This is a genomic window from Pseudonocardia sp. (assembly GCF_050250275.1).
Lineage (GTDB): Bacteria > Actinomycetota > Actinomycetes > Mycobacteriales > Pseudonocardiaceae > Pseudonocardia.
Map to the genome: position 1 here is coordinate 74,855 of NZ_JBFWOY010000033.1, position 17,706 is coordinate 92,560.

Below are 17,706 nucleotides of genomic sequence, written 5' to 3' on the forward strand. Positions count from 1 at the left end.
CCTGCCTCCCGTCCACGACGTCGACATCAGACGTCTGATGTCGACGACGACACTCTCCGTCGCCGCCGCCCGCCCGTCAAGGCATGTCGTCCTCCATGTAGGCCCGGACGATCGCGTCGAAGTCCGGGTCGCCCCGCAGCCCGAGCGCCTCGGCCCGGCTGGTGTCCCACGCTCCGGGCCAGGTCGCGGCGATGGCCTCGATCGCCGGGTCCCGCTCCCAGCTCACCAGGGAGGCGACCTCCGGACCGGCGACACGTCCCAGCGCGGCGGCCATCTCCCCCACCGACACCGACACCCCGGGCAGGTTGACCGCCCGCGAGCCACCGAGCTGCCCGGACGCGAGCTCCGCGCCCGCGACCAGCGCCTCGACGGCGTAACGCGGCGACAGCACCCACATCCGCACCTGCGGCGGCACCGGCACCACGGTCGCGACGCCGGCCAGCGGCTCCCGGACGATCCCGCTCGCGAACCCCGACGCCGCCGCGTTGGGCCTGCCGGGGCGGACCGTCACCGTCGGCAGCCGCAGCACCCGCCCGTCGACGTGGCCCTTGCGGGTGTGGTCGGCCAGCAGCAGCTCCGCGCACGCCTTCTGGGTGCCGTACGAGGTCTGCGGGGTCAGCGGCGTCGAGTCGGTGACGACGTCGGGCAGCTCCCCGCCGTAGACCGCGACCGAACTGGTGAACACCACCCGCGGCACCGACCCGGCCGCCCGGCAGGCGTCGAGCAGCAGCCGCGAACCGTCGAGGTTGATGCGCATCCCGAGGTCGAACTCCGCCTCGGCCTGCCCGCTCACGACCGCAGCCAGGTGGAACACGACGTCGGTACCGGCGTCGACCACCTCGCCGAGCAGGGCCGGATCGGCGACGTCGCCGACCACCGTGCGCACCCGCGGATCGCCCTCGCCCACGGTCGCGGCGACGACGTCGAGCAGCACCAGCTCGTCGACCGGCCGCCCGTCGAGCTCCCCGCGGTCGAGCAGCGTGCGGGCCAGCCTCCCGCCCAGGAACCCCGCGGCACCCGTCACGACGACCTTCATCCGTACCCCGTTCCCCGGGCCGCTGCCGGCCCGATCCGTCCGTCGACGCCGGCCGAGCCTACGGCCGGATCCGCGGAGCCGAGCGGTCCTGGCCACGGCCGCGGCGCCTCGCTAGGTTTCGGTCGGTGCCGGGTGGCGCCGCCGCGGAGGGAGGGCGTCCTGGCGACCGGATCCGTCCCCCCCACCGCCGCCGCCCACCTCTGGCAGGCGCCGTCGGCAGCGCTCGCACGCCACGACCCCGGGTGGACGGCGCTGCGCCGCGCGGTGCGGGTCACGCTCGTCGCCTGCGCGTGCTTCTACCTGTGCCACTACGTGATCCGCGACGACACGATGGCGCTCTACGCCCTGTTCGGTGCCGTCGCGCTCGGCGCCCTGTCGGAGGTGACAGGCTCGCGCGAGCAGCGGCTGCGCGGGTACGCCGTCGTGCTGGGCGTCGCGATCGTGCTGGTCACCATCGGCACCTTCGTCGCGGCGAACACGGCCCTCGCCGTCGTGGCGATGCTCGTCGTCGGCTCGGCGATCGCCTACTCCGGGGTGGCGGGCCCGCGCGTCGGCAGCGTCGCCAACGGGCTGCAGCTGTTCTTCGTGCTCCCCTGCTTCCCTCCGTTCACCCCCGACCAGCTGGGCGAACGGCTGGCCGGGGTCACCCTGGGAATCGTGCTGCTCGCGGTCGCCGACCGGTACCTGCTGCCCGCCCCGGACCGGCCCGACCCACCCCGCCGGTTCCGGGAGTCCGTGGCGGCGTCGGCACGGTTCGCCGAGGTCCTGGCGACCACGCTGCGGGCAGGCGAGACCGACGGTCCGGGTCTCGCCCGCGCCCGCGCCGCCGCCCTGGACGCGGCCGACGCGCTGCGGCTGAGCAACGCCCCCCTCCCCGAACGGCCGCTGGGCTACGGGCTGCGCGACCGGTCGCTGTTCGCCGTCGCCGCCGCCTCCCGCCTCGCCGCCGCCCGCACGTCGTCACTCGCCGCGCTGCTCGCCGCCGAGCAGCCCCATCCCGTCACCGCCGACCTGCTCGACGCCACGGCCGGGGTGCTGCGCGGCACCGCCGCCGCGCTCGACGGCGGGCCGCCGCCGTCGCTCGCCGGGCTCGACGCGACGACGGACACCTACCTGCAGGCCAGGGTGCGCCACCTCCCGCTGGCCGACGGGCCGACGGCCGACCTGCGAGCCGGGCTGACCGCCGCCGCGGTCGCGCGCGCCGGGCGGGTCGCCGGGCTGGCCGCGCACGGCTTCGGTGGCCACCGGCCGGCCGGGGAACTGCCACCGGACCTGTGGTTCCTCGGCGCGTCACGCTGGGACCTGCTGTGGCGACGGGTCGCGAACAACGTGACCCCGCGGTCGGTGTACCTGCAGAACGCGGTCCGGGTCGGCATCGGGCTCGGCGTCGCCCGGCTCGTCGCGGGCGTCTTCGACCTCTCCCACGGGTTCTGGGTGCTGCTCGCGACGCTGAGCCTGATGCGGACCTCCGCCGTCGCGAGCCGGTCGACGCTGGTCAAGGCGTTCGTCGGCACGCTGTGCGGCGCGGTCGTCGCCGCCGCGGCGCTGACCTGGGTCCCGGTCGGGCTCTACCCGTGGCTGCTCCCGGTGACGATGATCGTGGCCTTCGTCGCGGGGCCGGTGTTCGGGGTCGCAGCGGGCCAGGCCGGGTTCACGGTCGTCGTGTCGCTGCTGTTCGCACAGCTCACCCCGTCGACGTGGCAGCTGGCCGAGGTACGGCTCGAGGACGTCCTGACCGGCGGGCTCGTCGGCGTCGTCATCGGGGCCGCGGTGTGGCCACGCGGCGGCTCGGGCGAGCTGCGCCGGATCGGGGCGCAGGCGCTGCGCGCCGGGGCCGACGAGGTCCTCGCCACCATCGGGCAGGTGGCCCGCGGCACCGCCGCCCCGCCGACCGGGCTGGGCCGCCGTTCCGCCCTGCTCGACCACACCTACGTGCAGGCACGCACCGAACCCGCCGGCCCGGGACCACAGCCCGACTGGCTCGCCCTGCTCACCACGGTGCACCGGCTGTCGACGTACGCGGGGACGTTGCGCGAACGCCACCCCGCCGGGCGGCGGGTGCGCGCGCCCGGGGCCGCCGACCGGCTCACCGCGGCCGCCGACGAGGTCGCGACGTCGCTGCGCAGTGCCGCCGACGCCCTCGCCGCGGGCGCACCGGTGTCCGCGGCGAACGTCGGCGCCTGCCGTGACGTCGTCGACGCGCAGGCGCCGCGCGACCTCGGCGACGACGCCGGCGAGGGGCTGCTGGTGCTCGACGCCTGGGCGTGGCTCGTCACGATCACGGCCGACCTGGAACGTCTCGCCGCACCGCCCGTGACCGGTCCGGCGCCGGCCCCTCAGGCCACCCACGAGCGGTCCGCCGTGAACCCCACCGACACCGACGGGTCCTGACCGAGGGCCCGGAACCGGTCGCGCAGCTCGGCACGCACGTCGTCGAAGTCGGCGACGGTCTGTGCTGCCGAGTCGGGGACGACGACGAAGTCGACCTCGACGTCGAGCCTGCTGCCGACCTTGGACACCCGCAGGAACGACTCGGCGAACCCGCGGTCGCGGCGCACGTCCTCCACGCAGGTGCGCAGCTGCTCGCGCAGCGCGGGCGGCGACATCGTCAGCACCTCGCGCAGCGCCGCGGTGAGCAGCCGTGCGGGGACGACGAGGAACGCCGCGGAGATCAGCGCGACCATGGCCGGGTCGACATAGCGGGCGATGTCGTCGCGGCCGGCGAGGGTGAGCCCCCAGGCCGCCCCGAACCCGAGCAGGACCCCGACCGAGAGCAGCGCGTCGCCCCACCACTCGGCGGCCTCGGCGCGCACCAGGTCGGAGCCGCCGCGGGCCTTGCGCCGCATGTACAGCGACACCGCGACCCCGCCGGCGGTGGCGACGACGGCGTAGATCAACGCCCACCCGGTGTCGACGTCGCGCCCCCCGGCCAGCAGGTCACCGATCGCGCCCGCCAGCGCGTAGCCGCACAACCCGCCCAGCGCCGCCGCCTTGACGACGATCGCGACGGGCTCGTAGATCTCGCGGCCCCACGGGAAGCGGTCGTCGGGACCGCGTCGGGCCGCGCGCAGCGCCCACAGCCCGAGCAGCGACAGCCCGACGCTCGCGAACGAGTACAGCCCGTCGAACAGGATCAGCCGGGAGTCCACGGCCAGCCCCCAGACGAGCGACAGCACCGCGAACGCGACGGACGCCCAGACCGAGACGAGGAGGGTGCGGGCGTCGTTCATCCCGCCGGCTCGGCGAAGAGGTCGGCCCAGCCGCGGATCGTCCACCGCGCGACGACGCCGCCGCGGACGAACGGGTCGCCCGCGACGAACTCCTCCGCGGCCTCGCGGGAGGTGAAGATCCCGATCGCGGTCCCGTCGAACGGGTCCTGCAACGGCCCGGCGTGCAGCAGGACGCCGCGGTCGTGGAACTCCGTGAGCCGCGCGACGTGCGCGGGCCCGTGCTGCGCGGCGAGCGGCCCGAACCCGTCGGCCGGCTCGTAGGTCATCACGAACAGCGGCGCGGTCACGGGGCGGCCACCGGGTGCGAGCCCGTCCGCAACGGGGCGCGGTCCTGCGTCGAGCGCTCACGCACGGGGGTCCTCCTCGACGCAGCGCCGGGGGCCGGCGGGCAACGCCGCCGGGCCCTCGGTGTACCTGCCGATCCACCGGTCGTGGATGCGACGGATGGGCACCGGGTCGAGGAAGTGGAGCTTCTCCCGGCCGCGGCGGCGGGTGACCACCAGTCCCGCGTCCTCGAGCACCCGCAGGTGCTTCATCACCCCGAACCGCGTCAGCTCGACGCCCGACCCGAGGTCGCCGAGGGTCCGCCCGTCCCGCGCGAGGAGCCGGTCGAGCAGCATGCGGCGGGTCGGGTCGGCGAGCGCCTTGAAGATGCGGTCGTCGTCCATCCCGCCACAATAGGTGACCGATCAGTCACCCAATAAGAGGAGGAGGAACAGCCAGAAGCCGCCGTCCTCGCCCGGCGGCCGCCCGCCCGCGGCCCGCGGAACCGGGCGCGCCGCGACGTCACGGCGGTGCGCGTCGACGAGGAACACCCCCAGCCCGCCGAACGACGCCGCCGCCAGCCCCGCCACCGGCTCTCCCCCGCCAGCAGCGCCGCCGCGGCCGCGAGCGACGCCGCGCCCATGACCACAGCCGTCCACCGCATCGCCGCCGTCGGCCACCGCCCCAGGAACTCCGCCCCGGGCGAGCCGACCGGGCCCCGCGGCAGGAGCACCGCGACCAGCACCGCTCCCATCCCCATGATCATCCCGACCCCGACGGCCGTCACCGTTGTCATGGCGCTCCCCGCTCCCGTCCGGCCGGTCCGGACCCGGCCGCCAGAGTCGCGAGCACGGCGCGCCGCGGCGAGGGGGTGCACCCCCGGGCGCTGGGGGCCCACCCCCGTCCCGGCCGTCGACCCCCGTCCCCAGCCGCCGGACGAGTCCCAGCCCGTCGACCCGGCTCGGCCGCCGACCCGCTCAGCCGCCCAGTGCGGCCGCACGACCGGCGAGGTAGCGACGTTCGGGCTCGCTCCCGGTCAGCTCCGCCGCGAGCCCGTACTCGCGGCGGGCGGCGGCCGGGTCGCCGGCGCGTTCCAGCAGGTGCGCACGGACGGCGTGCACCCGGTGGTGCCCGGCCAACGCGGGATCGGCGGCGACCTCGTCGAGCCGGGCGAGCCCAGCCACCGGCCCGTTCACCGTCGCGTCGGCGACGACCCGGTTCAGCGCGACCATCGGACCGGGCGCGACCCGCTCCAGCAGCCGGTAGAGGCCGAGGATCTGCGGCCAGTCGGTGTCGGCGGCCGACGCGGCCTCCGCGTGCACGGCGGCGATCGCCGCCTGCAGCTGGTACGGGCCCACCGCGCCCCGCGGCAGCACCTCGGCCACCAGCGCCAGCCCCTCCGCGATCATCGTCGCGTCCCACCGTGACCGGTCCTGGTGCTCCAGCGGGACCAGACCGGCGTCGCCGCCGCGGGCCGCGCGCCGGGCGTCGGTCAGCACCATCAGCGCGAGCAGGCCGCCCACCTCGTCGTCGCCCGGGCGCAACGCGCGCAGCAGCCGCGCCAGCCGGATCGCCTCCGCGCTGAGCGCGACGCGCTGCAGGGCGGGGCCCGCGCTGGCGGTGTGGCCCTCGGTGAACACCAGGTACAGCACGGCGAGAACGGCGGCGACCCGCTCGTCGAGCTCGGCGGGCGGCGGCATCCGGAACCGTCCACCGGCCGCCGAGATGCGCTGCTTCGCGCGGCTGATCCGCTGCCCGACGGTCGCTTCCGGGACGAGGAACGCGCGCGCGATCTCGGCCGTCGACAACCCGCCGACCGCGCGCAGCGTCAGCGCCACCTGCGACGGCGGGGTCAGCGCCGGGTGACAGCACAGCAGCATCAGCGTCAACGTGTCGTCGGACCGCGGCGCCGGCCCGGGATCGGGTGGCTCCAGCGCGGCGACGTTCTCCTCGCGGCGGCGGCGCGCGTCGTCGGAGCGCCATAGCTCTATCCGCCGCCGCGCCGCGACCGTGATCAGCCACGACTTCGGGTTGTCCGGCATCCCGTCCACGGGCCACTGCGTCACCGCCGCCAGCAGCGCCTCCTGGACCGCGTCCTCGCACGTCTCGAAGTCGCCGTAGCGGCGCGCGAGCGCCGCGACGACCTGCGGCGTCAACGTGCGCAGCAGGTCGCCGAGGGGCGCCGTCACGTACCGGGTCCCGCCGCGACCGCGGCGTGCAGGTCGAGCACCGGGCGGACCTCGATGTCGACGAACTCGGCCTCGGGCATGCGCGAGGCCCACTCGACCGCCTTCTCGACACTCGCGCAGTCGACGAGGTAGTAGCCGGCGAGATGCTCCTTGACCTCGGCGAAGGGGCCGTCGGTGGTGACGACCTGGCCGTCGCGCACCCGCACCCGCCGCGCCACGTCCTGGCCCTGCAGCGCCTCGGCCGCGACCAGCTCACCCGCGGCGGCCATCGCCTCGCGCACCCGGTCGTGCGCCGCGTAGCCCTCGACCTGCTGCTCGTGGTCCAGCTGCTCCCACATGGCGCTCGCCGCGGGGTTCATCATGATCATGATCAGGTACTTCACCGCTGCCCCCTGACAGAAAGTTCCGGACGCTCCCACCGAGGATGTCGAGAGCGGCGCCGCGGCGTCGACGTCCCCGACGAGACACGCCCGGACGAGGTGCGTCCACGACGCCAGGAGACACCGATGACCGCCACCGACACGACCACCACCGCCACCGACACGACCACCGCCGCCACCGACGAGGCCGCCGTCCGCGCCCTGCTCGCCGAGGAGACCGAGTCCATGCGCACCCGCGACGCCGAGCGCGCCGTCGCCCACTACGCCCCCGGCGCCGTCATCTTCTCCCTGGCGCCGCCGCTGGGCAGCCGCGGCCGCACGGCCGGGTCGGTGCGGGCCTGGCTCGGCGGGTTCGACGGGCCCGTCGGCATCGAGATCACCGACGTCGAGGTGGCCGTCGACGGCGACCTCGCGTTCGCCCACAGCCTGCGGCGCATGTCGGCCGTCCCGGCGGGGGCCCCGGAGGGCTTCGCGTTCTGGTACCGGTCCACGACGTGCCTGCGCCGCACCCGCGGGGCCTGGCTCGTCGTCCACGAGCACACGTCGACGCCGTTCCACATGGACGGCTCGTTCCGGGCCGCGACCGACCTGCAGCCCTGACGCGCCACCATCACCGCACGAGAACGAAGGGACACGACATGTTCGAGCAGACCCCCGCGTTCAGCGGGTTCTCCGTCGACGACATCCCCGCCGCCAGGGCCTTCTACGGCGACGTGCTCGGCGTCCGGCTCTCCGAACGCAACGGGATGCTGGTCCTGCACCTCGCGGGCGGGGCCGGGACGACGCGCGACACCCTCGTCTACCCCAAGCCCGACCACGTGCCGGCGTCGTTCACGATCCTGAACTTCCGGGTCGGCGACGTCGACGCCGCGGTCGACGCCCTCGTCGCGAAGGGGGTGACGTTCCAGGTCAGCGACTGGACCGACGAGCGTGGGGTGCAGCGGCGCCACGGGCCACCGATCGCGTGGTTCACCGACCCGGCGGGCAACGTGCTCTCGGTGATCCAGGAGCCGGAACCCGGACAGTAGGCGCGAACCGTCGGTGCCCGATGCGAACATGTGTTCGTGTCCGGAGCCGCCACGATCCTGCACGCCGACCTCGACGCGTTCTTCGCTTCCGTCGAGCAGCGCGACGACCCGTCGCTGCGCCGCCGCCCGGTCATCGTCGGCGGCGGCGTCGTGCTGGCCTGCAGCTACGAGGCGAAGGCCGCGGGCGTCCGCACGGCGATGGGCGGGCGGCAGGCGCTCGCCCTGTGCCCGGGCGCGATCGTCGTGCCGCCGCGGATGCACGCCTACTCGGCGGCGTCGAAGGCGGTGTTCGCGGTCTTCCGCGACACCACACCGCTGGTCGAGGGCATCTCCATCGACGAGGCGTTCCTCGAGGTGGGCGGCCTGCGGCGGATCGCGGGCACCCCGATGGACATCGCCGCCCGGTTGCGGTGCGAGGTCGCCGAGCGGGTCGGGCTGCCCATCACGGTCGGGGTGGCACGCACCAAGTTCCTGGCCAAGGTGGCCAGCGGCGTCGCCAAGCCCGACGGGCTGCTGCGGGTGCCACCCGAGGCGGAGCTGGCGTTCCTGCACCCGCTGCCGGTGGAGCGGCTGTGGGGCGTCGGGAAGGTGACGTCGGCGAAGCTGCACGCCATGGGCCTGCGCACGGTGGCCGACGTGGCCGACCTGGGCGAACCGGCGCTGGTGTCGCTGCTGGGCCGGGCGTCGGGGCGGCATCTGCACGCGCTGGCGCACGGGCTCGACCCGCGCCGGGTCGAGACGGGCAGGCGGCGCCGCTCCATCGGGTCGCAGCGGGCCCTCGGTCGCCGGGAGCGGTCCGCCGAGGAGCTCGACGCGATCGTCGCCGGCATCGTCGACCGGTTGGGCAGGCGGCTGCGCGGCGCCGAGCGGGTCTGCCGCACGGTGGTGCTCCGGCTGCGCTTCGGCGACTTCACCCGCGTCACGCGCTCGCACACGCTGGCGAGCGCGACGGCGCACACGCCGACGATCCTGGTCGCGGCGCGCCGGCTGCTGGTCGACGCGATGCCGTTGATCCGCGAGCGGGGCATCACGCTGGTCGGCCTGTCGCTGGCCAACCTCGACCGTGACGGCGCCGTCCAGCTGACCCTGCCGTTCGCCCGCGACTCCGGCCCGGAGCTCGACGCGACGCTCGACGCGCTGCGCGAGCGCTTCGGTGGGGAGGCTGTGACGCGGGCGGCCCGGCTGGGGCACTCCCCCGGCATCCAGATGCCGACGCTGCCCGACACCGGAGATCCACCGTGACCGGTGCGCCTGTGACCGACCCCCCCTGTGACCGACCCTCCGGTGTGCGACGCGCCGCAATCGTCCTCCTCGTACGGTCCGGCCCGGATAACCTACGGCCGTGCCCACCGCCGTTCGCCTCTCGCCCACGTCCTACGTCGTCCTGGGCATGATCTCGCTGCGGGGCCCGTCCACGCCCTACGACCTCAAACGCGCGGTCGGCCACTCCGTCGGCTACTTCTGGCACTTCCCCCACGCGCAGCTCTACTCCGAGCCCGAACGGCTCACCGCCGCCGGCCTGCTGACGTGCGAGACCGAGACGGCCGGTCGGCGTCGCAAGACCTACTCGATCACCCCGGCCGGGACCGCGGCACTGGAGAGCTGGATCGCCGAGCCCAGCGACAGCCACTTCCAGATGCGCGACCCCGCCGAGCTGAAGCTGTTCTTCAACGAGGTCGGTACCCCCGACGACGTCACCCGCCTCGCCAAGGGCCAGATCGAACGTCACGAGGAACGGATCGCGCTCTACGAGGGCATGGTCGCGCGGTTCGGCCCCGAGCCCGCCGACAACCCGCGCCTGATCACCCTCGAGCTCGGCCTGGAGGTCGAGTACGCGACGCTGCGGTTCTGGCGCGCGCTCGCCGCGGGCGACCTCGCCGAACTGCGCCGCCGACGCGCGGACCCGTCGTAACGGCCGGGCCGCCGGCCGCGACTTCCTGGGGTACGGAACTCGCACGATCCGCGCACGGCAGCCCAGCACCGCCAGGAGACGAGGTCGGCATGTTCAAGAGCTCGCACCACGACAAGAGCGAGAAGTGGGACTCGAAGTACGAGAACCACGAGAAGCACAAGTACGAGGAACAGTACGGCGGGCAGCACCACAAGGGCCACGACGAGTGGAAGGACACCAGCTGCAACGACAGCTGGGACGACAAGTCGAGCCAGCACCACTGGGAGGACAAGTCCTACCAGCACGAGGAGCACTGCCACCCGCACCGCGACGAGAGCAGCTGGGACAGCTCCGGCGGCTACGGCGGCCACGGCAGCCACTGACCCGCCCCCGCGGCGCCGCCGTCGTGGACCCCGCGCGGTCCGCGACGGTGGCGCCGCCGCGTGAACGGTCGGCGGCCGAGCCGTCTCGACCCCGCCGCCGCCGACACCGCCCCGGTCAGGCCTCAGGGACCTCGCGGCGGATCTCGTCCAGCCAGATGCGCGCCGACATGTCCGACGGCGCCCGCCAGTCACCGCGCGGCGACAACGACCCGCCCGCCGACACCTTCGGCCCGTTGGGCAGCGCCGACCGTTTGAACTGCGCGAACGAGAAGTACCGCTGCGCGAACACCTCGAGCCAGCGCCGGACGTCCGCCATCGCGAACGCGACCCGGTCGTCGTCGGGGAAACCGGCGGGCCAGTCGCCCGCCGCCTCGTCGTGCCATGCGTGCCATGCCAGGAACGCGATCTTCGACGGTCGCATCCCCCACCGCAGCACGTGGTACAAGGTGAAGTCCTGCAACGAGTACGGGCCCACCGTCGCCTCGCTGCTCTGCACCGGACGCTCGTCGTCCACCGGGACCAGCTCCGGGGTGATCTCGGTGTCGAGCACGTCGAGCAGGACCGCCCCGACCTCGTCGTCGAACTGCTTCGACGACACCACCCAGCGGATCAGGTGCTGGATCAGTGTCTTCGGCACACCGCCGTTGACGTTGTAGTGCGACATCTGGTCGCCGACACCGTAGGTCGACCACCCCAGCGCCAGCTCCGACAGGTCGCCGGTGCCGAGCACGATCCCGCCCCGCTGGTTGGCCGCGCGGAACAGGTAGTCGGTGCGCAGGCCCGCCTGGACGTTCTCGAACGTCACGTCGTAGACGGGGGCACCCGCCGAGAACGGGTGCTCCAGGTTGCGCAGCATCAGCCGCGCCGTCTCGGTGATGTCGATCGTCTCGAACGTGACGCCCAGCGCCTCGGCCAGCCGCGTCGCGTTGCTCTTCGTCCGCTCGCCCGTCGCGAACCCGGGCAGGGTGAACGCCAGGATGTCGCTGCGCGGCCGACCCTCCCGGTCCATCGCCCGGGCCGCCACGATCAGCGCGTGCGTCGAGTCGAGCCCGCCCGACACGCCGATGACGATCTTCGGCTGGCCGATCGCCCGCAGCCGCTGCTCCAGGCCCGAGACCTGGATGTTGTAGGCCTCGTAGCAGTCCTGCTCCAGACGCGCCGGGTCGGCGGGCACGAACGGGAAGCGCTCGACCTCGCGGCGCAGCCCGATGTCGCGCCCCGGCGGGTCGAGCCGGAACTCGATGCGCCGGAACGCGTCCACCCGCTCCGCGTGGTGACGACGGTTGTCGTCGAACGTGCCCATCCGCAGCCGCTCGGCGCGCAGCAGGTCGAGGTCCACGTCGGCCACCGAGTGCGCCGGGCCCTTCGGGAAGCGGGCGCTCTCCGCGAGCAGCCGCCCGTTCTCGTGGATCATCGTCTGGCCGTCCCAGGCCAGGTCGGTGCTCGACTCGCCCTCACCCGCCGCCGCGTACACGTACGCGGCCAGGCAGCGCGCCGACGCCGACCGGCACAGCAACGTCCGGTCGTCCGCGCGGCCCACCGTGATCGGGCTGCCCGACAGGTTCGCCAGCACCGTCGCGCCCGCGAGCGCCGCCTCCGCGCTCGGCGGGATCGGCACCCACATGTCCTCGCACACCTCGACGTGGAGCACGAACCCCGCCACGTCGGCCGCCGCGAACAGCAGGTCCGGCCCGAACGGCACGTCGTGACCGCCCAGGCGCAGCGTGCCCCGCACGTCGTCGCCCGGCGCGACCTGACGGCGCTCGTAGAACTCCCGGTACGTCGGCAGGTACGACTTGGGCGCCACCCCGAGCACACGACCCCGGTGCACGACGACCGCGCAGTTGTGGATGCGGTGCCGGTACCGCAGGGGGGCCCCGACGACCAGCACCGGCAGCAGGTCCGCCGACCCCGCCACCACCTCGGCCAGCGCCTCCTCGACCGCGTCGAGGAGGGTGTCCTGCAGCAGGACGTCCTCGATCGAGTAGCCGGACAACGTCAGCTCCGGGAACACGACCATGCCGACGCCGTCGTCGTGCAACGCCCGTGCGGTCTCCAGCACCGACGCCGCGTTGGCCGCCGGATCGGCGATGACGGTCCGCAACGTGGCGGCGGCGACGCGCAGGAACCCGTGCCGGTACGCGGAGTAGAAGTCCATGGCCGGCTGCGGTGACCTTCCTGGCGGCGGCCGCGACCGGGACCGGGCGCGGTGCCCCGAAGTCTGCCCCAGCCGTGGCGGCCCCGCGACGATCACCCCGGCCCCCGTCCGTTCTAGGGTGTGGCGTGCGTCTCCGCCCGGTCCGGCTGCTGACCGTCGCCGACCTCGCCGCGACGCTGCTGTTCGCCGTCGAGGGAGGCGCGCTCGGTGCCGCCGCCCGCCTCGACCTGTTCGGGGTCCTGGTGGTCGCCTTCTCGACGGCCGTCGGCGGCGGCATCATCCGCGACCTGCTGCTGGGCGACGTCCCACCCGCCGCGCTGCGGTCCGTCGCCTACCCCGCGGTGATCGCGATCGGCTGGCTGCTCGTGGTCGTCCTCTACTCCGGGGTGCGGGCCATCCCCGCCCCGGTCCTGGTCACCCTCGACGCCGCCGGCCTCGCCCTGTTCTGCGTCGTCGGCGCCACGAAGGCCTTGGACTTCAAGGTCAACCCCGTCCTCGCCGTCCTGCTGGGAACGATCACCGGTGTCGGCGGCGGTGTCCTGCGCGACCTGCTCCTGCGCGAGGTCCCCGCCGTGCTCCGCACCGACATCTACGCCCTCGCCGCCGGCCTGGGCGCCGTCGTGCTCGTCGTCGGCCGCCTCGCCGGGATGCCGAGGGCCGCGGCGATGGCCGTCGGCGCCGTCGCCTGCCTGGGCCTGCGCCTGGTCGGCGTCGCGCTCGACTGGCAGCTGCCCCAGGTCACCGGATGACCTCGGCGTGGCGGGTGTCGCCGCTCAAGCGGGTCGCCGGGCTGACGCGGGGCGAACAGGTGCCTCGCCCGATGCGGACGCAGACTGCCCGAGCAGTGCAGCAGGGGTGGCGCCGCGCGCCGGCCGACGATCGGGCGCGCCCGGCGACCTGGGCCGGCCCGGGTCAGAGCAGGTCGCGGCGGCTGATCACGCCGACCAGCCGCCCCGCCTGCACCACCGGCAGGATCCGGAAGCCGCGGTCGGACATGAGCCTGCGCGCGATGCGCAGCTCGTCGTCGGGGCCGACCGTCACCGGGTCGCGGCTCATCGTCCCGCCGACGGTCCGCGGCCGCCCGGTGCGCCGCCCGTCGAGAGGGTCGCGCAGCAGGTCCGCCTCGCTGATGACCCCGACGAGCCGGTCGCCGGCCCGCACGACGGGTAGCGACGTCAGGCGCCTGCCGGTCAGGAGCGCGGCCGCCTCCTCGGTGGTCTGCTCCTCGGTGACGGTGACCAGGTCGGTCGAGGTCATGGCGTCGCGGATCCGGGCGTCGAGGGGCAGCGACCGCGGGCGACGCGGTGGCGGCCGGTAGGTCGTGGACGGGCGCAGGTCCTCCGAGCGGCGCTCGAGGAACCGGCGGACCGCGCGGCTCACCGCGTTGCCGGTCGGGCGCGGCCGGATCAGGTCGCTGCGGGTGACGACCCCGACGAGCACGCCCCGGTCGACGATCGGGACGACCCGCAGCTCGCCGTAGGTCCGCATGCGGTGGGCGATGATCCCGACGCCCGCGTTCGGCGACATGTGGACGACGTCGCGGGTCATCACCGCCTCGACGGGTGTCCGTGAGCCGTCGGGCTGTTCCTCGCGGTGACGCAGCAGGTCGACGACACTGACCATGCCGACCAGCCGGTTGCGGTCGTCGATCACGGGCAGGGCGCTGAACCGGAACTCGGCGAGCCGCTGCTCCGCCAGCGACACCGGGGCGTCGGCGCGGACGGTGACGACGCGGTTGCTCATGATCTCCCGCGCGCGCAGCACCATGGCGCCAACGCTAGTGCTGTTCGGCGCTCTCCACGAGATCGATCCGTGAGCTCCCGGCGGCGAGGGTCAGGGACCGCCCGTCGAGCGTCCAGGCGGGATCGGCGGTGAGCAGGGCGACCAGCCAGTCGTCGAGGGCCGCGACGTCGGGCGGGCACGCCATCCGGGTGGAACGGACACGCTCGTCGACGGTGAGGCGGTCGGCCGTGGTGGTGGCGCGGAAGCCGAGCCGGTTCCCGCCGGCATGGACGGCGATGCCGTCGGGGGCGGCGAACGTGATCGTCACGGGGGTGCCGTCGCCCAGGCCGTGCGGCGCGTCGCCCACGAAGGTCCGGCCCCACAGGTTCGCCGCCCGCGCCGGAACCCCGAGGATCGCCCGCGTCCGCGCGATCGTCGCCGGCTCACGCCCCATGTCGCGCAACAGGTCCAGAAGGGCGCGCAGCAGGTCGGCGTTGCTCGGCTCCCCCGGCCCCGCGTGGTCCTCCAGCCCCACGCGCACGTGCCCGCCCCGCCGCACGGCCAGCTCCGCGAGCCCGCACCCGACGACGTCACCGCCCAGCACGGCCACCGACCACGGCAGCCCCGTCGGTTCCAGCATCTCCAGGTAGGCCTCGAGGGCGGTCGCCGTGGGCGGCAGCCCGAACTCGAGCCGGCCACCGAAGTAGAGCTTGACGATCGCCCCGGCGGGCAGCCGTCCGGTGCGGTGCCAGGTGAGTGCCGTGCGCAGGTAGCCGGGCTCGAAGACCGAGATGCTCGGTGCCGCGCCGAGCGCGGCGGTGCGGGTGATCATGTGGTCGGCGTCGGCGTGCGGGTTGGCGTAGGGCTCCGCGGCGGCCACGGGGTCGAGCACGCCGTCGGAGGTGAGGCCGAGGTTGACCGAGCCGGGGTCGACCAGCGTCATGCCCATCCCCCGCCCGGCCAGCTCCTCGACGTGCGCCCACCGCCGCCCGACGGGGATGCCGCGGGCCGCGGCGCCCATCGTCGGGTAGAGGAGCACGTCCGGGTGGCGCTCCAGGATCGGCGTCCACGCCTGCACGTACGGCTCGACGGCATCGACGCCGCTCTCGGTGAACATCGCGTCGTCGGTGTGGTTGTGGACGATCGACGCCCCCAGCTCGATGCCCTCCAGCGCCACCGCGGTGATCTCGGCGGGTGTGCGGGGCACGTGCCGGTTCACGCTGCGCGGCGTGGGGCCGTTGAGGGCGAGCTCGACGATCACCGGGGACGTCATGTCCCCGATGATGGCCGAGCGGGCGCCGTCGGGGCACCGGGGACGGCGCACCCTGTCTGCGGGGTGCGCCGGCCCGGGGTCAACGGTCAGCCGAAGGTGATGAGCGGCTTGATGATGCCGTCCTGCTTGCTCGTCATCATGTCGAAGGCGCGGGAGATGTCGTCGAAGGCGAAGGTGTGAGTGGTCATCGGGGTCGGGTCGATGCGGCCCGAGGCCATCAGCCGGAACAGCCGGCCCATGCGCTCGTTGCCGCCCGGGCACAGGCCGGTGTGGATGGCCTTGTCGTTCATGCCGAGGCCGAAGGCGTCGAGCGGCAGCTGCAGCGGCGCCGGGTTCTCGCCGTGGTAACCGATGTTCGACACCCGCCCGCCCGCCTTGGTGACCCGCAGGCACGCCTCGAAGGTCTGCGGGAAGCCGAACGCCTCGATCGCGGCGTCGACGCCCTCTCCCCCGGTGAGGTCCATGATCTGCTCGACGGGGTCGCCCTGGGTGAAGTCGACGATCTCGTCGGCACCGAAGCGTTTGGCCAACGCCTGGCGTTCGGGCCGGGACTCGACGGCGATGATCCGGCCCGCCCCCATGAGGTTGGCGCCCATGGTCGCGCACAGCCCGACGGGCCCCTGCGCGAAGACCGCGACGGTCTCGCCGAACTGCAGGTAGGCGTGCTCGGCGCCCATGAACCCGGTGCTGAGCATGTCGCAGGCGTAGACGGCCTGGCCGTCGGTCAGCTCGTCCGGGATCGGCGTCAGGTTGGCCTGGGCGGCCGGCACGACGAAGTACTCGGCCATGTTGCCGTCCATCTGCGTCGTGTACTTGTAGCCGCCGAGCGCACCGCCGCACTGGCTGGTGAAGCCGCGCTGGCAGTAGGAGCAGCGGTAGCACGGCGTCACGGCGTTCACGGCGACGCGCTGGCCCTCGGTGTAGCCGGTGACCGCGGAACCGAGCGCATGGATCACCCCGACCGACTCGTGGCCCAGCGTGCGCTCGTCGGGCACGGGCAGCGCGCCCTTGACCGTGTGTACGTCGGAGGTGCAGATCAGTGCCGCTGTGGTCCGGACGATCGCCTCCTCGGGGCCGGGCTCGGGAATCGGCTTGTCCATCACCGCGGTCTCGCCGACCCGCTTGATCACGAAGGCGCGCATGGTCTCGGTCATCGGTCTTCCTTCTGGTTCGGGTTGTCGGGGCCGATCGGTCGGCCCCGGCGGCCGGCGCCGCCGGGGCCGCGGGAGACGTCGGTCGTCACTGCCGGATGGGACGCCCCATCGGTCGGGGCGAGCCGCCGAGCTCACCGTCCATGCCGTCGTAGAAGAGGTAGATCCCGACGAGGCAGAAGCCGAACACCGCGACGCCACCCCAGGTGAGCAGCGTGGTCGAGCCGGCCAGCACACCGCCGAGGACGAGCGCGACAGCCAGGTCGACCAGGACGAACAGCAGGGTGAACGCGAGCGGCAGCCGCATCGTGGCGAGCGTGAGGGTCAGGAACACGACCAGCCAGGCGATGAGGAACGTCGCCTGGACCGACTGGACCTGGGTGGCCGCGGTCGTCGCGTCGGCCGACACGCCGAACAGGCTGTTCACCAGCCCGAAGACGAGGAACCCGAAGCTCATCCAGAACGCGCCGAAGATCGCGAAGATGCCGGCGACGGTACTCTGGCCGAGGCGGGCGGCCCAGAGGGCGCCCGCCCAGACCCCGATGCCGTTGACGAAGAACACCGCGGCGACGAGCCCGCCGGGCAGGTCACGGGGCAGGAAGCCGAACAACCACAGTCCGAGCGAGATGCCGCCGACCAGGAAGGTCGGCAGCGCGATCAGCGCCGGGTTGCCCGCAGGTGGCGCTGCCGCGGCGGCGGTCGGTGCAGCCACGTCCGGCTGCACGTCCGGGTCGAGAGATATGGGTGGACTCCTCGTCGAGTCGGGGGAACGGAAAGGGGCCGGGCGGCGGGCAGGCCCGCTGCGGGCCTGCGCCGCCCGGCGGGCGTGCGATCAGGCGGGTGTGCGATCAGGCGGGGGTGCGATCAGGCGGGGGTGATGACGACCTTCAGGGCCTGGTTGGCCGCGGCGTTCTTGAACACGTCATAGGCCTCGTCGATCTGGTCGAAGGTGAACCGGTGGGTCCCCATCTTCTCCGCCGGAATCCGCCCACTCGCCACCA

19 protein-coding genes are annotated in these 17,706 nt (G+C 74.2%); 7 read left to right on the forward strand and 12 right to left on the reverse strand.

Annotated features, from left to right (window positions below; genetic code table 11):
- Nucleotides 1-76: 76 nt before the first annotated feature.
- Nucleotides 77-1,036: a D-erythronate dehydrogenase gene (denD, locus tag AB7F12_RS25625; RefSeq protein WP_428498164.1), complete on the reverse strand. Its 960-nt coding sequence runs from the start codon at nt 1,034-1,036 to the stop codon at nt 77-79.
- A gap of 132 nt (nt 1,037-1,168) precedes the next feature.
- Between denD and AB7F12_RS25630 the strand changes: the two genes are divergently transcribed.
- Nucleotides 1,169-3,427: an FUSC family protein gene (locus tag AB7F12_RS25630; RefSeq protein ID WP_428498165.1), complete on the forward strand. Its 2,259-nt coding sequence runs from the start codon at nt 1,169-1,171 to the stop codon at nt 3,425-3,427.
- On the opposite strand, the gene AB7F12_RS25635 is transcribed toward AB7F12_RS25630, so the two are convergent.
- The 6 genes from AB7F12_RS25635 to AB7F12_RS25660 all read right to left on the reverse strand — a co-directional run bounded on the left by AB7F12_RS25635 (nt 3,373) and on the right by AB7F12_RS25660 (nt 7,102).
- The gene (locus tag AB7F12_RS25635; protein ID WP_428498166.1) at nt 3,373-4,266 is read right to left on the reverse strand and encodes a cation diffusion facilitator family transporter; all 894 of its coding nucleotides are present in this window, start codon (nt 4,264-4,266) and stop codon (nt 3,373-3,375) included. The two genes, AB7F12_RS25630 and AB7F12_RS25635, sit on opposite strands and share 55 nt — an antisense overlap.
- Nucleotides 4,263-4,553, reverse strand: coding sequence for a YciI family protein (locus AB7F12_RS25640; protein ID WP_428498167.1), 291 nt, complete (start codon nt 4,551-4,553; stop codon nt 4,263-4,265). The genes AB7F12_RS25635 and AB7F12_RS25640 overlap by 4 nt, the downstream gene beginning before the upstream one ends.
- A gap of 57 nt (nt 4,554-4,610) precedes the next feature.
- Nucleotides 4,611-4,934: an ArsR/SmtB family transcription factor gene (locus AB7F12_RS25645; RefSeq protein WP_428498168.1), complete on the reverse strand. Its 324-nt coding sequence runs from the start codon at nt 4,932-4,934 to the stop codon at nt 4,611-4,613.
- A 21-nt stretch (nt 4,935-4,955) separates the two neighbouring features.
- Nucleotides 4,956-5,120, reverse strand: coding sequence for a hypothetical protein (locus AB7F12_RS25650; protein WP_428498169.1), 165 nt, complete (start codon nt 5,118-5,120; stop codon nt 4,956-4,958).
- 387 nt (nt 5,121-5,507) lie between these two features.
- Nucleotides 5,508-6,719: an RNA polymerase sigma factor gene (locus tag AB7F12_RS25655; protein WP_428498170.1), complete on the reverse strand. Its 1,212-nt coding sequence runs from the start codon at nt 6,717-6,719 to the stop codon at nt 5,508-5,510.
- Complete coding sequence (locus tag AB7F12_RS25660; RefSeq protein ID WP_428498171.1) at nt 6,716-7,102, reverse strand: YciI family protein; 387 nt, start codon at nt 7,100-7,102, stop codon at nt 6,716-6,718. The genes AB7F12_RS25655 and AB7F12_RS25660 overlap by 4 nt, the downstream gene beginning before the upstream one ends.
- 123 nt (nt 7,103-7,225) lie before the next feature.
- On the opposite strand from AB7F12_RS25660, the gene AB7F12_RS25665 reads away from it, so the two are divergent.
- The 5 genes from AB7F12_RS25665 (at nt 7,226) to AB7F12_RS25685 (ending at nt 10,401) form a co-directional block, all read left to right on the forward strand.
- Complete coding sequence (locus AB7F12_RS25665) at nt 7,226-7,699, forward strand: YybH family protein (protein WP_428498172.1); 474 nt, start codon at nt 7,226-7,228, stop codon at nt 7,697-7,699.
- 38 nt (nt 7,700-7,737) lie between these two features.
- Nucleotides 7,738-8,127, forward strand: coding sequence for a VOC family protein (locus tag AB7F12_RS25670; RefSeq protein WP_428498173.1), 390 nt, complete (start codon nt 7,738-7,740; stop codon nt 8,125-8,127).
- Between the two features lie 30 nt (nt 8,128-8,157).
- Complete coding sequence (gene dinB, locus AB7F12_RS25675; RefSeq protein WP_428498174.1) at nt 8,158-9,369, forward strand: DNA polymerase IV; 1,212 nt, start codon at nt 8,158-8,160, stop codon at nt 9,367-9,369.
- A 100-nt stretch (nt 9,370-9,469) separates the two neighbouring features.
- Nucleotides 9,470-10,039: a PadR family transcriptional regulator gene (locus AB7F12_RS25680; RefSeq protein WP_428498175.1), complete on the forward strand. Its 570-nt coding sequence runs from the start codon at nt 9,470-9,472 to the stop codon at nt 10,037-10,039.
- An 89-nt stretch (nt 10,040-10,128) separates the two neighbouring features.
- The gene (locus AB7F12_RS25685; RefSeq protein ID WP_428498176.1) at nt 10,129-10,401 is read left to right on the forward strand and encodes a hypothetical protein; all 273 of its coding nucleotides are present in this window, start codon (nt 10,129-10,131) and stop codon (nt 10,399-10,401) included.
- A 115-nt stretch (nt 10,402-10,516) separates the two neighbouring features.
- Here the strand turns inward: AB7F12_RS25685 and AB7F12_RS25690 are convergent, their stop codons facing one another.
- Entirely contained in the window at nt 10,517-12,559 is a 2,043-nt protein-coding gene (locus tag AB7F12_RS25690) for an NAD(+) synthase (protein WP_428498177.1), read from the reverse strand.
- Nucleotides 12,560-12,684: 125 nt separating this feature from the next.
- Here AB7F12_RS25690 and AB7F12_RS25695 point away from each other — a divergent pair, with 125 nt between their 5' ends.
- The gene (locus AB7F12_RS25695; protein WP_428498178.1) at nt 12,685-13,308 is read left to right on the forward strand and encodes a trimeric intracellular cation channel family protein; all 624 of its coding nucleotides are present in this window, start codon (nt 12,685-12,687) and stop codon (nt 13,306-13,308) included.
- Between the two features lie 163 nt (nt 13,309-13,471).
- On the opposite strand, the gene AB7F12_RS25700 is transcribed toward AB7F12_RS25695, so the two are convergent.
- The 4 genes from AB7F12_RS25700 to AB7F12_RS25715 all read right to left on the reverse strand — a co-directional run bounded on the left by AB7F12_RS25700 (nt 13,472) and on the right by AB7F12_RS25715 (nt 17,417).
- Nucleotides 13,472-14,326 carry a CBS domain-containing protein gene (locus tag AB7F12_RS25700; RefSeq protein WP_428498179.1) on the reverse strand — a complete coding sequence of 285 codons (855 nt, stop codon included), beginning with the start codon at nt 14,324-14,326 and terminating at the stop codon, nt 13,472-13,474.
- A gap of 10 nt (nt 14,327-14,336) precedes the next feature.
- The gene (locus AB7F12_RS25705) at nt 14,337-15,554 is read right to left on the reverse strand and encodes a 3-keto-5-aminohexanoate cleavage protein (protein ID WP_428498180.1); all 1,218 of its coding nucleotides are present in this window, start codon (nt 15,552-15,554) and stop codon (nt 14,337-14,339) included.
- A gap of 86 nt (nt 15,555-15,640) precedes the next feature.
- A complete protein-coding gene (locus AB7F12_RS25710) occupies nt 15,641-16,708 on the reverse strand; it encodes an NAD(P)-dependent alcohol dehydrogenase (protein ID WP_428498181.1) in 1,068 nt (355 codons plus the stop codon).
- Nucleotides 16,709-16,793: 85 nt separating this feature from the next.
- Nucleotides 16,794-17,417, reverse strand: coding sequence for a GPR1/FUN34/YaaH family transporter (locus AB7F12_RS25715; protein WP_428498182.1), 624 nt, complete (start codon nt 17,415-17,417; stop codon nt 16,794-16,796).
- Nucleotides 17,418-17,706 lie beyond the last annotated feature (289 nt).

Excerpts from the sequence above, each read along its gene's own strand:
- AB7F12_RS25710 (WP_428498181.1), bottom strand. The coding sequence starts at position 16,708 with ATGACCGAGACCATGCGCGCCTTCGTGATCAAGCGGGTCGGCGAGACC.
- AB7F12_RS25665 (WP_428498172.1), top strand. The coding sequence starts at position 7,226 with ATGACCGCCACCGACACGACCACCACCGCCACCGACACGACCACCGCC.
- AB7F12_RS25645 (WP_428498168.1), bottom strand. The coding sequence starts at position 4,934 with ATGGACGACGACCGCATCTTCAAGGCGCTCGCCGACCCGACCCGCCGC.
- AB7F12_RS25690 (WP_428498177.1), bottom strand. The coding sequence starts at position 12,559 with ATGGACTTCTACTCCGCGTACCGGCACGGGTTCCTGCGCGTCGCCGCC.
- AB7F12_RS25685 (WP_428498176.1), top strand. The coding sequence starts at position 10,129 with ATGTTCAAGAGCTCGCACCACGACAAGAGCGAGAAGTGGGACTCGAAG.
- AB7F12_RS25635 (WP_428498166.1), bottom strand. The coding sequence starts at position 4,266 with ATGAACGACGCCCGCACCCTCCTCGTCTCGGTCTGGGCGTCCGTCGCG.
- AB7F12_RS25670 (WP_428498173.1), top strand. The coding sequence starts at position 7,738 with ATGTTCGAGCAGACCCCCGCGTTCAGCGGGTTCTCCGTCGACGACATC.
- AB7F12_RS25700 (WP_428498179.1), bottom strand. The coding sequence starts at position 14,326 with ATGGTGCTGCGCGCGCGGGAGATCATGAGCAACCGCGTCGTCACCGTC.
- denD (WP_428498164.1), bottom strand. The coding sequence starts at position 1,036 with ATGAAGGTCGTCGTGACGGGTGCCGCGGGGTTCCTGGGCGGGAGGCTG.
- AB7F12_RS25705 (WP_428498180.1), bottom strand. The coding sequence starts at position 15,554 with ATGACGTCCCCGGTGATCGTCGAGCTCGCCCTCAACGGCCCCACGCCG.